General features: G+C 66.0%; 12 protein-coding genes. 6 read left to right on the forward strand and 6 right to left on the reverse strand.

Features of this window, described 5'->3' with window-relative positions:
* Positions 1–111: 111 nt before the first annotated feature.
* From ACCQ01_RS03080 to ACCQ01_RS03095, 4 genes are all read right to left on the reverse strand, one after another.
* The gene (locus ACCQ01_RS03080) at positions 112–807 is read right to left on the reverse strand and encodes a glycosyltransferase (RefSeq protein WP_228433898.1); all 696 of its coding nucleotides are present in this window, start codon (positions 805–807) and stop codon (positions 112–114) included.
* 104 nt (positions 808–911) lie between these two features.
* Positions 912–1,907, reverse strand: a complete 996-nt coding sequence (locus ACCQ01_RS03085) for an aldo/keto reductase (protein ID WP_228433899.1) — start codon at positions 1,905–1,907, stop codon at positions 912–914.
* Positions 1,908–2,440: 533 nt separating this feature from the next.
* Positions 2,441–3,010, reverse strand: coding sequence for a flavodoxin family protein (locus ACCQ01_RS03090; protein ID WP_011270027.1), 570 nt, complete (start codon positions 3,008–3,010; stop codon positions 2,441–2,443).
* Between the two features lie 53 nt (positions 3,011–3,063).
* Complete coding sequence (locus tag ACCQ01_RS03095) at positions 3,064–3,999, reverse strand: LysR family transcriptional regulator (RefSeq protein ID WP_042594551.1); 936 nt, start codon at positions 3,997–3,999, stop codon at positions 3,064–3,066.
* Positions 4,000–4,120: 121 nt separating this feature from the next.
* On the opposite strand from ACCQ01_RS03095, the gene ACCQ01_RS03100 reads away from it, so the two are divergent.
* The 3 genes from ACCQ01_RS03100 (at position 4,121) to ACCQ01_RS03110 (ending at position 8,328) form a co-directional block, all read left to right on the forward strand.
* Entirely contained in the window at positions 4,121–4,939 is an 819-nt protein-coding gene (locus ACCQ01_RS03100; protein ID WP_012439351.1) for a DODA-type extradiol aromatic ring-opening family dioxygenase, read from the forward strand.
* Between the two features lie 241 nt (positions 4,940–5,180).
* Positions 5,181–6,425: a putative DNA modification/repair radical SAM protein gene (locus ACCQ01_RS03105; RefSeq protein WP_011038748.1), complete on the forward strand. Its 1,245-nt coding sequence runs from the start codon at positions 5,181–5,183 to the stop codon at positions 6,423–6,425.
* Between the two features lie 484 nt (positions 6,426–6,909).
* Positions 6,910–8,328, forward strand: coding sequence for a UdgX family uracil-DNA binding protein (locus ACCQ01_RS03110; protein WP_228433901.1), 1,419 nt, complete (start codon positions 6,910–6,912; stop codon positions 8,326–8,328).
* Positions 8,329–8,683: 355 nt separating this feature from the next.
* Here the strand turns inward: ACCQ01_RS03110 and ACCQ01_RS03115 are convergent, their stop codons facing one another.
* On the reverse strand, positions 8,684–9,241 hold the full coding sequence (locus tag ACCQ01_RS03115) for a fasciclin domain-containing protein (RefSeq protein WP_012439348.1): 558 nt from the start codon (positions 9,239–9,241) through the stop codon (positions 8,684–8,686).
* 80 nt (positions 9,242–9,321) lie between these two features.
* Positions 9,322–9,774: a YciI family protein gene (locus ACCQ01_RS03120; RefSeq protein ID WP_228433903.1), complete on the reverse strand. Its 453-nt coding sequence runs from the start codon at positions 9,772–9,774 to the stop codon at positions 9,322–9,324.
* A gap of 160 nt (positions 9,775–9,934) precedes the next feature.
* Here ACCQ01_RS03120 and ACCQ01_RS03125 point away from each other — a divergent pair, with 160 nt between their 5' ends.
* From ACCQ01_RS03125 to ACCQ01_RS03135, 3 genes are all read left to right on the forward strand, one after another.
* Positions 9,935–11,572, forward strand: a complete 1,638-nt coding sequence (locus tag ACCQ01_RS03125; RefSeq protein ID WP_011038744.1) for a Na+/H+ antiporter — start codon at positions 9,935–9,937, stop codon at positions 11,570–11,572.
* Between the two features lie 306 nt (positions 11,573–11,878).
* Positions 11,879–12,823: an ABC transporter ATP-binding protein gene (locus tag ACCQ01_RS03130; protein WP_012439346.1), complete on the forward strand. Its 945-nt coding sequence runs from the start codon at positions 11,879–11,881 to the stop codon at positions 12,821–12,823.
* Complete coding sequence (locus ACCQ01_RS03135) at positions 12,820–13,581, forward strand: ABC transporter permease (RefSeq protein WP_011038742.1); 762 nt, start codon at positions 12,820–12,822, stop codon at positions 13,579–13,581. The genes ACCQ01_RS03130 and ACCQ01_RS03135 overlap by 4 nt, the downstream gene beginning before the upstream one ends.
* Positions 13,582–13,670: the final 89 nt, after the last annotated feature.

The following is a 13,670-nucleotide window of genomic DNA, read 5'->3' on the forward strand; positions in this document are numbered from 1 at the left end:
GCGGTGCAACTCGAAACTGGAACAGACTTCGCAGTGTAGGTCTCTGGCGCAGTCGCGTCCTGGCTCTGGCGGGTGGTTCGCGTGAGGACGGGTCTTGCGGACACGCCTGGTTCAGCGCCGCCGTTGATACCAGAAGCCCAGCGCGTCGCGGGTCTGCAACATGCGCCGCCCGCGCCACAGGAACCGCAACAGCAAGCCCACATGCTCGCGCTTGGAAAAACTGCGCAGCTTGCGATCGGAGGTGTGCACGGTCTGGCGCAGGATCACAAAGCGCCCGCAGCGCGCCAGGCTGCGGCTGAGCGCGACATCTTCGCCGGCGTAGTAGCGCGCATCGAAGCCGCCGGCGCTGACGAATGCCGCGCGGGTACAGAACAAAAAGCAGCCTGGCGCAATGCCGCTGAGCCGGAAGATCCAGCCGAACACGGCCTGGGCCATGCGCTCCACCCACACGCGCTTGCCATGCAGGTGCACGCGCGCGCCACCGCCCACCGCACCGGCATCCAGTGCCGCAAGCGCGGCGGTTATCACCTGCGGATTCACCTGGGTATCGGCATCCAGAAACAGCAAGCGATCACCTTGGGCGGCCTGGGCGCCGGCATTGCGGGTGGCGGCGATATGCCGCAACTCCACCTCGATCACGCTAGCGCCGTTGGCACGCGCGATCGCAGCGGTGTCGTCGCTGCAGGCATCGGCCACCACGATGGCTTCGTAGTCCAGTTGCATGGCCTGCGCGCAGGCATGCAGGCACTGCAGCGTCTGCCCGATCAAAGCGGCCTCGTCATGGGCGGGAATCACGCAGGAGAGCATTGCAGTTGCACTCGGTGGCCTAAGGACCCGCGCAGTGTGCAGGGGATGCGCGGGCCATGGCGTGAGCTGACGCGTCCGCAGCGCCTGCGGACGCGTGGTGTGGCTCAGCGGTTGACCGCGCCCATCATCGCTTCGGGATAGCGGGTGCCTGCCGCGGCCTGTGGCGGGAAGATGGCATCGATGCGGGCGAGCTCGTCTGGCATCAGCGCCACGTCCAGTGCGGCGATGTTTTCTTCCAGATAGGTCAACCGCTTGGTGCCCGGGATCGGCACCAGGTCCTGGCCCTGCGCCAGCACCCAGGCCAATGCCAACTGCCCGGGCGTGACGCCCTTGTCGGTCGCGATCGCCTTGACCTGTTCCACCAGCTGCAGATTGCGGGTGAAATTCTCGCCCTGGAAACGCGGCGAATGGCGGCGATAGTCGTCGGCATCGAAGTCGTCCGGCGAGGCGAACGCGCCGGTCAGGAAGCCACGCCCCAGCGGCGAATACGGCACGAATCCGATCCCCAGCTCGCGCACGGTGGCGAACACGCCGTTGTCCTCGGGCTCGCGCGACCACAGCGAATATTCGGTCTGCACGGCGGTGATCGGGTGCACCGCGTGCGCGCGGCGGATGGTGTCGGCCGCGGCTTCGGACAGGCCCAGGAAGCGCACCTTGCCCTGCTCGACCAGGCGCGCCATGGCGCCGACGGTGTCTTCGATCGGCACGTTCGGGTCCACGCGATGCTGGTAGTACAGATCGATGTGCTCCACGCCCAGGCGGCGCAGGCTGGCCTCGCACGCGCTCTGCACGTAGGCCGGGCTGCCGTCGATGCCGCGCACGGACGGGTCGTTGGGATCGAGCTTGATCCCGAACTTGGTGGCCAGGAACACTTCATGCCGGCGCGAGGCAATCGCCTTGCCGACCAGCACCTCGTTGGTGTGCGGGCCGTACATGTCGGCGGTATCGAGCAGGCTGATGCCGCGATCGAGTGCGCGGTGGATCACCGCGATCGAGCCGGCCTCGTCGCTGCGATCGCCATAAAAGGCGCTCATGCCCATACAGCCGAGGCCCAGGGCGGAAACGGTGGGGCCGGAACGGCCAAGCGAGCGGGTGTGCATGGTGGGGGAAACTCCGTGCAGGGGTAAGAGGGCGGCAGGATCGCGCGCGGGGTGTTAGTGCGGTGTGGCCCGTTGATCGGGCGTGCCCAACGTGGACATCGGACGCGGGTGTCAATCAGGAGTGTGTGGTGACCGCAGGTGAGAGCTGCACTGCATGCGCGCGCTGTGCCTGTGGTGTTGCAGTTTGTGGGGGCGTGATCTGCGATCAACGCGGCAGAGGTCGAGCGGCAGGGTGCAGCGGCGACCTTTCGCGAGCGAAGTGCGTCAAGTCCGCAATGACTGCGACGCACGCACAGCGCCATCGGTCTACAGCGACACCATGCATTTTCGTTTGCGTGCCATTGACTGCTGCGGCGCACATCACCTTGCACAACAACTGCAACGCTCCGCCTGCAGGTCAGCTGCCAAGCGAAGTGTGCGACCAATCCGCACCTACAACGTCACAACCTTGCGCGCAGCGCCAAAATCAACGCCGCAACGGACTGCGCGCAAGGCCAGGCATGCACACAGCACATGCCTGGCCCTGCACTGGATCAGCCCTTGAGCTTGGCGGCGATTTCAGCCACGCGCTTGCCGAGCAACCTGGCGGTTTCCAGATCGCCGCTGCGCGGTGCTTCCTCCGGCGATGCGTCCGAGGGCGAGATGGCCAATGCGCCACCCCAGCCGGCGGTCCAGTTGATGTCCTGCGGGCCATGCGCCTTGGTGTTGGACGGCGGCAGGCCGGTGCCGACCCAGACCTGGCCATGCTGCTGCGACAGGGTCCAGAAGTACTGGATGGTGGCGTACTTGTCGCCGTTGACCGAGGCCGAGTTGGTGAAGCCGGCGGCGACCTTGTCCTTCCACGCCTGCGTGAACCACGGCTTGGAACTGACATCGGCGAACTTCTTGAACTGCCAGGCCGGCCCGCCCATGTAGGTGGGGCTGCCGTAGATGATGGCATCGGCAGCGCCGATCGCTTCCCAGGCCTCGTCGGGCAGGTTGCCGTCCTGGTCGATGCGGTACAGCGTGGCCTCGCCAACGCTGGCGGCACCGGCGTGCACAGCCTCGGCCTGCTTGACGGTATGGCCGTAGCCACTGAAATAGACGATGGCGATCTTGGTCATGTGCACTCCTGGGTTGAGGGAAGCGCCCATGGAAGCACGCGCCAGCGTGCAGATTAATGACCGCGGGCGGGACGAACTGTTGCCGAGGCCGCCAGGCCCGGGGCCGGCGCGCCGATGTGTTCCACCAGGTAATCGATGAAGCTGCGTACCTTCGGCGCCAGGTGGCTGCGGCTGGTGTACACCGCATAGATGCCGATGTCGGCCAGATGGTAGTCGGGCAGGATGCGCACCAGGCGGCCGGCAGCGATGTGCTCGTCGGCGAGGAAATCCGGCTGAATCACCACGCCCTGGCCGGCCACTGCCGCCGCGCTCAGCACGTGGCCGTTGTTGGCGCGCAGGCCGCCGCGCAGGCGCACGTCGATATCGCCGTCGGGCCCGTGAAAGCGCACATCGTCGCCGGTGGGCGCGTAGTGATACAGCAGGCATTCGTGGCCGGCCAGGTCGGCCGGATGCTGCGGGGTGCCCGCGCGCGCCAGATAGGCCGGGGCCGCGCAGGGCACCAGCCGCACCGTGCCCAGTTGCCGGGCAATCAGGGTGGGCGCGGGCTGGCGGGTGATGCGCAGCGCGACATCGAAGCCTTCTTCGACCATGTCCACCAGGCGGTCGGACAGCGACAGGTCCAGTTCCACCTGCGGGAAACGCGCGCGGAAGCCGGGCAACAAGGCGGCCAACTGCACGATCCCGAAACTCACCGGTGCATTGACCCGCAGCAGCCCGGACGGCGCCAGCGCCTGCGCACCCACCGTGGCTTCCAGGTCGTCCAGGTCGGCCAGCAGTTGCAGGCAGCGCTGGTAATAGGCGGTGCCGGCGCTGGTCAGGCTGACCCGCCGGGTGGTGCGGTTGAGCAGGCGGGTGCCCAGCCGTTGTTCCAGCGCGGCCACCTGCCGGGTGATGTTGGCGGTGGAGCGGTCCAGTGCATCAGCGGCGGCGCTGAAACCGCTGCGCTCAGCCACCGCCACGAACACGCGCATTGCATCCAGGGTATCCATTGGCGGTAGATTGTTGCCGTAGTCGCAATAAATTATCCGAATTGGCGCGGTTTATCCGATTTTTGCACGGCATACCCTGTGCACCTTGGCTGCCATACCGGCGCCGCCCCGGAGTTCGCCCATGTCCGTCCTGCCCTCGCTGTACATCTCGCATGGCTCGCCCATGACCGCGCTGCGGCCGGGCGAGCTGGGGACGCAACTGGCCGCGCTGGCGCAGGGCCTGCCGCGCCCACGCGCGATCGTGGTGGCCAGCGCGCACTGGTTGGCACGGCGGCCGCTGGTGGGTGCTGCCTCCAAGCCCGTCACCATTCACGATTTCGGCGGTTTCCCGCCGCCGTTGTACGAGATCGAGTATCCGGCCCCGGGCGCCCCGGCGCTGGCGCAGCAGGTGACGCGCCTGCTGGAACTGGCTGGCCTGCATCCGCAGCAGGACCCGCAGCGCGGCCTCGACCATGGCATCTGGGTGCCGCTGCGCATGCTCTACCCGCAGGCAGACATCCCGGTGGTGCCGCTGTCGATCCAGCCGGAACTGGGCCCGGCTCACCAGTTTGCGGTGGGCCGCGCGCTGGCGCCGCTGCGTGCGGAAGGCGTGCTGGTGATCGGCTCGGGCAGCATCACCCACAACCTGCACGACCTGCATCAGGGCTATAGCGCCGAGCGCGAGGCGCCGTATGTGCGCCCGTTCATCGATTGGACCGAGCGCAGGCTGGCCGACGACGACGTGCCCGCATTGCTCGATTATCGGCGCCAGGCACCGCACGCCGCGCGTGCGCATCCCACCGATGAGCATCTGTTGCCGTTGTACGTGGCCATGGGCGCGGCCGGTGGCGACCGGCTCGGTGCGCAGCGGATCGACGCCGGCATCGATCAGGGCCTGATCGGCATGGATATCTACCGCTTCGATGGTGCGCCGGCGGTGGACCAACCGGTGGCGGCATAATCGGGCGTACGGGGTTGCTGTGCGTGAGATCGACTCAGTGGTTGGATGGCTGCCGCCTGGCCATCGTTACCAAGTGCCGCGCCGCGATGCGTGAGCGGCGGGCTTCACGCAGGGCCGCTTCCCGGTGGTGCTGCGTGAGGTGAGCAGGCGCGGCGCGATGCATGGCGCGCCAGCCCTGAAGGGTTCACCGGCTCAGGGCGCCAGTCTCACGGAGTGAGACGCAAACCGGCATGCTGTCTGGGTGAAACTCCTCGACAAGCTCGCTGTCCTCGCCGACGCCGCCAAGTACGACGCGTCCTGCGCCTCCAGTGGCGCCAACAAGCGCAATTCGCTCGGCACCGGGGGCATCGGCAGTACCGAGGGCATGGGCATCTGCCACTCGTACACGCCCGACGGCCGCTGCGTGTCGCTGCTGAAGATCCTGCTCACCAACTTCTGCGTGTTTGATTGCGCGTACTGCGTCAACCGGGTGTCCAGCAACGTGCGCCGCGCGCGCTTCACGCCCGAAGAAGTGGTGACGCTCACGCTGGATTTCTACAAGCGCAATTACATCGAAGGTTTGTTCCTGTCCAGTGGCATCATCCGCAATTCCGACTACACCATGGAGCAGTTGGTGGAAGTGGCGCGGCAGTTGCGCGAGGAGCATCACTTCGCTGGCTACATCCACCTCAAGACCATCCCCGATGCGTCGCCGGAATTGCTGGCTGCCGCCGGCCGCTACGCCGATCGTCTGAGCATCAACATCGAATTGCCGACCGAGCAGGGGCTGACCCAGCTGGCGCCGGAAAAGAGCGTGGGCGGCATCCGCGCGGCGATGGGCGAGCTGCGCTGGCGCATCGAAGAAAACCAGCTGGAGCGCAAGGCCGAGAAAGTGCGCCGCGCCAAGCCGCCCAGGTTTGCGCCGGCCGGGCAGAGCACGCAGATGATCGTGGGTGCCGACGGTGCCAATGACCGCAGCATCCTGGACACCAGCCACAATCTTTACGGCAATTACCGGATGCGCCGGGTGTATTACTCGGCCTTCAGCCCGATCCCGGATGCCTCCTCCAAGCTGCCGCTGCAGGCGCCGCCGCTGCAACGCGAGCATCGGCTGTATCAGGCCGATTGGTTGCTGCGTTTCTACGAATTCAGCGTGGAAGAAATCGCGCCGTCGCAGTCCAGCGGCATGCTGGATCTGGACGTGGACCCGAAGCTGGCCTGGGCGCTGCGCAATCCGGAGCGGTTTCCTGTGGATCTGAATCAGGCGCCACGCGAGATGCTGTTGCGGGTGCCGGGCCTGGGCACCCGCAACGTGGAGCGGTTGTTGTTGTCGCGGCGGCACGCGCGGTTGCGGGTGGGCGATCTGGCGCGGTTGCGGGTGCCGATGAAGAAGCTGCTGCCGTTTGTGAGTGTGCTGGATCATCATCCGCGGCAGCGGTTGGATGATCCAGCGCGGTTGCGGGCGCAGTTGGCGCCTGCGCCGCGACAGGCAAGTTTGTTCGATTGACTCCTGTGCCTTCTCCCGTCGGGAGAAGGTGCCCGAAGGGCGGATGAGGGTACGGTTGCGCAGTAGTTTTGATAGCTGCTCTTATCAAGTGCAGAGCTTTCGCGCCTGTCCGCGCGAGTCACTTTTGTTTCGGCAAAAGTAACCACAACCATTTCGCCTGACGCGATCCGGCGCGATACAGCCGCACCGGTGCCCTGCGCTCCTCGCCATACGCGGCACGGCGCCCAAACTCGCTGCGCTCAAACAGGGCGCCTCTTCGGCCACGTATGGCTGCGGTGCTCGGCTCGCTCCAAGGCGACTTGGTGCAGCAAAATCAACGGCGACAAGCGACAAGCGACAAGCGACAAGCAACCAGCAACCAGAAACCAGCCGTATCAGTAGCAGCAATAGCCGCAAAAGCCCGCGGAAAAATCGCAACAACGCAACGAGAGTGCCGCCAGTAGAGCGATGGCGAAATCGGAAATCTTGAGGTCAGGTGCAAGCGATGTTTAGCGCTGAAGTTGAGCCAGGTTGGAGTCTTGAGGCATGGCGTGCGTTGGCGCGGGCGGGGTGGTGTGCGCAGGTGGGGCCGGATGCGGTGGACTGGAATGGGGGCACGCAGGGTGGGTTGTTGATGGGGCAGGGGGTGCTGGATTTGCCGGCGGTGGTGGCGGGGCCGCGGGTGTCTGCGGAGTTTCTGCAGCTGGCGTCGGCGGTGTTGTGCCATCGCGATGTGCAGCGGCATGCGGTGCTGTACCGGTTGTTATGGCGGATTGCCTCTGGTGAGCGGGCGTTGCTGGAGCGGGCCACTGATGTGGATGTGCATCGGGTGATGCAGTGGCAGAAGGCCGTGCAGCGCGATTCGCACAAGATGAAGGCCTTTGTGCGCTTCCGGCGCTTGCCGGGTGAGGAAGAAGAATTCGTGGCCTGGTTCGAGCCCGAACACTGGATCCTGGACCGGGTGGCGCCGTTCTTTGCGCGGCGGTTTGCCGGCATGCGTTGGGCGATTCTGACGCCGTACCGCAGCGTGCGCTGGGATGGCGAAGCGTTGACGTTTGGCGAGGGCGCGGCGCGCAACCAGGTGCCCGCCGACGATGCGCAGGAAACGCTGTGGCGGACCTATTACGCACACATCTTCAATCCGGCGCGGCTCAATCCCACCATGATGCGGCAGGAAATGCCGCAGAAATACTGGAAGAACCTGCCCGAGGCCACGCTGCTGCCGGAGCTGATCCGCGAGGCCGGCGTGCGTGTGCGCGAGATGGCCGAACGCGCGCCCGAGCCGGTGCGGCGACGGGTACCCGCAGCGCCTGCGGCGCTACCAGCCGTGGCTGCGCAGAGTCTTGCGCAGCTGCGCGTGGCCGCGCGCGATTGCCGGCGCTGCGACCTATGGCAGCCGGCAACGCAGACGGTGTTCGGCGAAGGACCGGACGACGCGGCGGTGATGGTGATCGGCGAGCAGCCGGGCGACGAAGAAGATCTGAGCGGGCGGCCGTTTGTGGGCCCGGCCGGGCGCTTGTTCAATCAGGCGCTCGGTGAGCTGGGGATCGATCGGCAGCGTTTCTATGTCACCAATGCGGTGAAGCATTTCCGTTTCGAGCAACGCGGCAAGCGCCGCTTGCATCGCAATCCCGAACGCAGCCATGTGCAGGCGTGCAATGGCTGGTTACAGGCCGAGCGTGCGCAGCTGCGGCCCGCACAGATTGTGTGCCTGGGCGCGACGGCGGCGCAGGCGATATTGGGGCCGGGCTTTCGCTTGATGCAGGAGCGCGGGCAATGGCAGCGCCTGGACGATGGCACGCCGGTGCTGGCCACGGTGCATCCATCCTGGGTTTTGCGTCAGGGCACGCCGTCGGCGCGCGACGCCGGCTACCGCGGATTTGTCGCGGATCTGGGCCAGCTGTTGCAGGCACCGCCAGCGTAATTGCCGGTGTCGGTGCAAAAAAATGCGCGTGCAAACGCACGCGCACGGTGTCGCAGTTCGAACGACACCAAGGGAACGGCGTGAATACCGGCCGTTCCGTCACCGCCGCTTCGCGGTGATGTCGCAGCCCGCGAGAGCCGCACCTGGAGCGACTGGATCGTCACAACGGTGCCGCATGTCACAGGCCCGCACAGGCGTAGGAGCGCCCCAGCACGCAATCAGGCATCCCAGTGACGCGTCACGCGTGCCGGGGCGCTCCTACATGAAGCAGTGCAACGCGCTCTGAAAAAACCGCCTGTGCGCGTGTTCGATCACCGCAGGCAAGCAGCGGTGATCAGCCGCACAGGCATGCCGATTACGGCATCAGCACCTTGTCGATCACGTGGATCACGCCATTGCTCTGCATGACGTCGGCCGTTGTGACGGTGGCGGTGTTGCCCTTGGCATCGGTCAGAGTGACCTTCTTGCCGTTGAGCTTTGCAGTGAGCGGTTCGCCCTGCACGGTGGTGAGCGTGGCGCTACCGCCGCCGGCCTTGATCTTGGCGATCAGCGAGGCGGCGTCCACCTTGCCGGCCACCACGTGGTAGGTCAGCACCTTGGTCAGCGTGGGCTTGGATTCGGGCTTGAGCAGCGTGTCCACGGTGCCGGCCGGCAGTGCGGCAAACGCGGCATTGGTGGGCGCGAACACAGTGAACGGGCCCGGGCCCTTGAGCGTGTCGACCAGGCCGGCCGCCTTCACTGCGGCGACCAGGGTGGTGTGGTCCTTGGAATTGACGGCGTTGTCGACGATGTCCTTGGTGACCAGCATCGGTGCGCCACCCACCATGGGGTTGGAGGCGGCGTAGACCGGCGCAACGGCGCTGGACAGGGCAATGGCGGTGGCAATGGCAAGCGACTGGAGAGACGTCTTCATGGACAGCGATCCTTTGAGTGGACGATCGCCTGGATGGCAACCGTACGCTTCAATACGCCGGCCACTCCGGGGCGGATGCATCACGCCGCGTCGACATTTCCGCTTGCGTTCGGACTCGTGACAGAAACGTTATGCCGCTGCACGCTGAGATCGCCGGCCGGTGCGCCCACCTGTCGCCGCACCGCATGCATGTCGCGGACCGGGCGCACTTCGATACAGCCGGTGGCCGCCCAGGGGAAAGCGGCTGCGATGCGCAGCGCCTCGTCCATGTCGGCGGCCTCGATCAGGTTGAAGCCACCCAGCACTTCCTTGGTTTCGGCAAACGGCCCATCGCTTACGCGGACCGCGCCGCCGCGCACACGCACGCTGCGCGCGGTGGTCGCCGGCTCCAGTTGTTGCGCCTGCAGCAGCTGGCCTTGCTGGTGCATGGCATCGGCGTTGGCGAAGCAGTGCCGCATCATGCTGTCGGCCTCTCCATCCGGCAGCGTATCCAGCAAGGTGGCATCCAGATAGACCAGCAACAGAAACTGCATCGGCGCATCCTCGCAATCGTCTGCTGCCGAGTGTAGCCGGCAGGCCTTGCGCTGCGGCGGTTCCACCCCCGCGCGCAAACGCGGTATGTTCCATCATCGGTGCCGTGTTGCGGTGCCACATGCCTTGCCGCGCCGCGGCCGATTTTTTTCTGGGTTTTGCATGCATTCGATTGATGTCGTCCTCGCCATGTTGCTGGCGGTCGCGGCCAGCGGTTACCTGATCCGCATCCTGCCGTTCTCGTTGCCCTTGCCGTTGGTCCAGATCGCGCTCGGCGCGGTGGTCTCCGGTGTGTTCGATGCCGGACACGAGCTGGAACCGGAGTTGTTCTTCCTGCTGTTCCTGCCGCCGCTGCTCTTCCTGGATGGCTGGCGCATTCCCAAACAAGGCCTGTTCCGCGACAAGGCGGCCATCCTGGAACTGGCGCTGGGGTTGGTGGTGTTCACCGTGGTCGGGGCGGGCCTGCTGATCCACTGGCTGATCCCGGCGATGCCGCTGGCGGTGGCGTTCGCGCTGGCGGCGATCATCTCGCCGACCGACCCGGTGGCGGTGTCGTCGATCGCCTCCAAGGTGCAGATTCCCAAGCGGCTGATGCACATCCTGGAAGGCGAGTCGCTGCTCAACGACGCCTCCGGCCTGGTGTGTTTCCAGTTTGCGGTGGCTGCGGTGCTCACCGGCACCTTCTCGGTGGCGACCGCATCGCTGACCTTCCTGTGGGTGGCACTGGCCGGCCTGGGCCTGGGCGTGGCGACCACCTTCGGGTTGAGCCGCATCCAGGCCTGGATCTGGCGCCACTTCGGCGAAGAACCCGGTTCGGCGATCCTGGTCAACCTGCTGACACCCTTTGCCGCCTACCTGCTGGCCGAAGCCTTCCACGCCTCCGGCATCCTGGCGGCCGTGGCCGCCGGCATCACCATGAGCTACGTGGAAATGGCCGGCAACGCGCCGGGCAACATGCGCCTGCAGCGCTCGGCGGTGTGGGACACGGTGCAGTTCACCTTCAACGGCATCATCTTCGTGCTGCTGGGCGAGCAGCTGCCGGGCATCCTGGACGGTGCGGTGCGCAGCGTGCAGGAGGCCGGGCACCTCAATCCATGGTGGCTGGCGGTCTACGTGGCCACCATCAGCGCCAGCCTGATGGCACTGCGCTTTGTGTGGGTGTTCCTGTCGCTGCGTTGGAACCTCTTCAAGGCGCAGCGGCGCGGCGAGGCACATGTGAGCCCGCCGTGGCGGATCGTGGTGGCGGTGTCGCTGGCCGGCGTGCGCGGCGCGATCACCCTGGCCGGCGTGCTCACGCTGCCGCTGGTGCTGGAAGACGGCTCGCCGTTCCCGGCCCGGCAGCTGGCGATCTTTCTGGCCGCCTCGGTGATCCTGGTGTCGCTGCTGGTGGCCAGCGTGGCGTTGCCGCGCCTGCTGCGTGGCCTGGAGTTGCCCGAGGAAGAAGACGAGCAGCTGAAGGAAGACCTGGCGGTGAAGGCCGCTTCGCAGGCGGCGCTGGAGGCGGTGGAAAAACTGCGCCAGCGGCTGGTGGAAGACAGCGCACATGCCGAGCGCTACAACGCCGCCGCCAACCAGGTCAGCCAGCGCTACCAGCGCAAGCTGGGCGCGGTGGACATGGCCGAAACCGACCCGGAAGAGGCGGGCGCCTTCGAACAGGCGCTACGCCAGTTCCGCCACGCCGCGCTGGTGGCCGAGCGCAACGAGCTGTTCAAGCTCGCCCGCCGCCGCGAGATCTCCGACGACCTGTCGCGCCGGCTGGTGCGCAATCTGGATCTGATCGAGTCGCGGAAGCGGGCGTGAGCGCGCCTGCGGTGCGCGGGAATTGGGAATCGGGAGTGGGGAATCGTAAGAGCCAAAGCGGCTGTGCGGCTCCGGCGGCGTAGGAGCGCGCTCGCGCGCGATGGAGCCGTCCCGGTGAAACTTCTCCCGCACAGATGCGCGTGTGCATCTCACATCAGCCATTCGCGACACGCGCTCCCACGGCCCCGTTCGCTACACACAGGCACGCGCTGGCAACGGTCGGGAGACACCATCCCATCTTTACGCCTCCCATCTTCATGGCGCACGGCCTACCCTGTAACGCTGATCGTTCCAGTGCAGAACCCCATGACTCCGATCGTTTCCATCCAGGGACTCAGCAAGACCTACGCCGGGGGATTCCAGGCGCTCAAACGTGTGGATCTGGACATCCAGCGCGGTGAGATCTTTGCATTGCTCGGCCCCAACGGCGCCGGCAAGACCACCTTGATCAGCATCATCTGCGGGCTGGTCAATCCGAGCACCGGCACCGTGCTGGCCGATGGCCACGACATCGTGCGCGACTACCGCGCCGCGCGTGCCAGCATCGGGCTGGTGCCGCAGGAGCTGGCCACCGATGCGTTCGAAACCGTGTGGGCCACGGTGCGCTTCAGCCGCGGCCTGTTCGGCAAGCCGGCCAACCCGCAATACCTGGAATCGGTGCTGCGCCAGCTGTCGTTGTGGGATAAGCGCAACAGCAAGATCTCCACCCTGTCCGGTGGCATGAAGCGCCGCGTGCTGATCGCCAAGGCGCTGGCGCACGAGCCGCGCATCCTGTTCCTGGACGAGCCCACTGCCGGCGTGGACGTGGAGCTGCGCCACGACATGTGGCAGATGGTGCGGCGGCTGCGCGAGCAGGGCACTACGGTGATCCTGACCACCCATTACATCGAAGAAGCCGAAGACATGGCCGACCGGGTCGGTGTCATCAACCGCGGCGAATTGGTGCTGGTGGAAGACAAGCACACGCTGATGCGCAAGCTCGGCAAGAAGCAGCTCAGCTTGAGCCTGCAGGCGCCGCTGCAGGTGATTCCCGCACCGCTTGCCGACCTGCCGCTGGAGCTGTCCGCCGATGGCAGCAGCCTGATCTACACCTTCGACACCCAGGCCGAGCAGACCGGCATCGGTGCGCTGCTGCGCCGGCTCAACGAGCAGGGCATCGATTTCAAGGACCTGCATTCCAGCGAGAGTTCGCTGGAAGAGATCTTCGTCAACCTGGTGCATGGCGCACGCAACGCGGAGGTGCGCGCATGAACCTGCATGCGATCGGCGCAATCTACCGCTTCGAAATGGCGCGCGCGTTCCGCACGCTCACCCAGTCGATTGCCTCGCCGGTGTTGTCGACCTCGTTGTACTTCGTGGTGTTCGGTGCGGCGATCGGGTCGCGCATGGGCGCTATCGACGGCATCAGCTACGGCGCCTTCATCATCCCCGGCCTGGTGATGCTGTCGCTGCTCAACGAAAGCATCTCCAACGCCTCGTTCGGCATCTACATGCCGCGCTGGGCCGGCACCATCTACGAGGTGCTGTCCGCACCGGTGGCGTGGTGGGAGATCGTGATCGGCTATGTGGGCGCGGCAGCGACCAAGTCGGTGATGCTGGGCTTGCTGATCCTGCTGACTGCGCGGCTGTTCGTGCCTTACGAAATCGCGCACCCGGTGTGGATGCTGGGCTTTCTGGTGCTCACCGCGCTGACCTTCAGCCTGTTCGGTTTCATCATCGGCATCTGGGCCGACGGCTTCGAAAAATTGCAGGTGATCCCGTTGATGGTGGTGACGCCGCTGACCTTCCTGGGCGGCAGCTTCTACTCGATCAACATGCTGCCGCCGATCTGGCAGAAGGTCACCTTGTTCAACCCGGTGGTCTACCTGATCAGCGGGTTCCGCTGGAGCTTCTACGGCAAGGCAGACGTGCACATCGCGGTGAGTACCGGCATGACCTTCCTGTTCCTGCTGGTGTGCCTGGGCGTGGTGGCGGCGATCTTCCGCAGTGGGTATCGGCTCAAGGCGTGAGGCGTGAGTGCAGTGGTGTTGTCGGCCGCATTCTGGTGGATGCCGTCGGAAGTCCGGGTCAAACGCGTCGCAAGTCCGGATCAAACGCT

This window comes from Xanthomonas sp. NCPPB 4037 (assembly GCF_041475695.2).
GTDB classification, from domain to species: Bacteria; Pseudomonadota; Gammaproteobacteria; order Xanthomonadales; family Xanthomonadaceae; genus Xanthomonas; species Xanthomonas campestris.

Bases quoted from the DNA above. Each gene is read 5' to 3' on its own strand.
- ACCQ01_RS03080 (WP_228433898.1), bottom strand. From the start codon at position 807: ATGCTCTCCTGCGTGATTCCCGCCCATGACGAGGCCGCTTTGATCGGG.
- ACCQ01_RS03085 (WP_228433899.1), bottom strand. From the start codon at position 1,907: ATGCACACCCGCTCGCTTGGCCGTTCCGGCCCCACCGTTTCCGCCCTG.
- ACCQ01_RS03090 (WP_011270027.1), bottom strand. From the start codon at position 3,010: ATGACCAAGATCGCCATCGTCTATTTCAGTGGCTACGGCCATACCGTC.
- ACCQ01_RS03095 (WP_042594551.1), bottom strand. From the start codon at position 3,999: ATGGATACCCTGGATGCAATGCGCGTGTTCGTGGCGGTGGCTGAGCGC.
- ACCQ01_RS03100 (WP_012439351.1), top strand. From the start codon at position 4,121: ATGTCCGTCCTGCCCTCGCTGTACATCTCGCATGGCTCGCCCATGACC.
- ACCQ01_RS03110 (WP_228433901.1), top strand. From the start codon at position 6,910: ATGTTTAGCGCTGAAGTTGAGCCAGGTTGGAGTCTTGAGGCATGGCGT.
- ACCQ01_RS03115 (WP_012439348.1), bottom strand. From the start codon at position 9,241: ATGAAGACGTCTCTCCAGTCGCTTGCCATTGCCACCGCCATTGCCCTG.
- ACCQ01_RS03120 (WP_228433903.1), bottom strand. From the start codon at position 9,774: ATGCAGTTTCTGTTGCTGGTCTATCTGGATGCCACCTTGCTGGATACG.
- ACCQ01_RS03125 (WP_011038744.1), top strand. From the start codon at position 9,935: ATGCATTCGATTGATGTCGTCCTCGCCATGTTGCTGGCGGTCGCGGCC.
- ACCQ01_RS03130 (WP_012439346.1), top strand. From the start codon at position 11,879: ATGACTCCGATCGTTTCCATCCAGGGACTCAGCAAGACCTACGCCGGG.
- ACCQ01_RS03135 (WP_011038742.1), top strand. From the start codon at position 12,820: ATGAACCTGCATGCGATCGGCGCAATCTACCGCTTCGAAATGGCGCGC.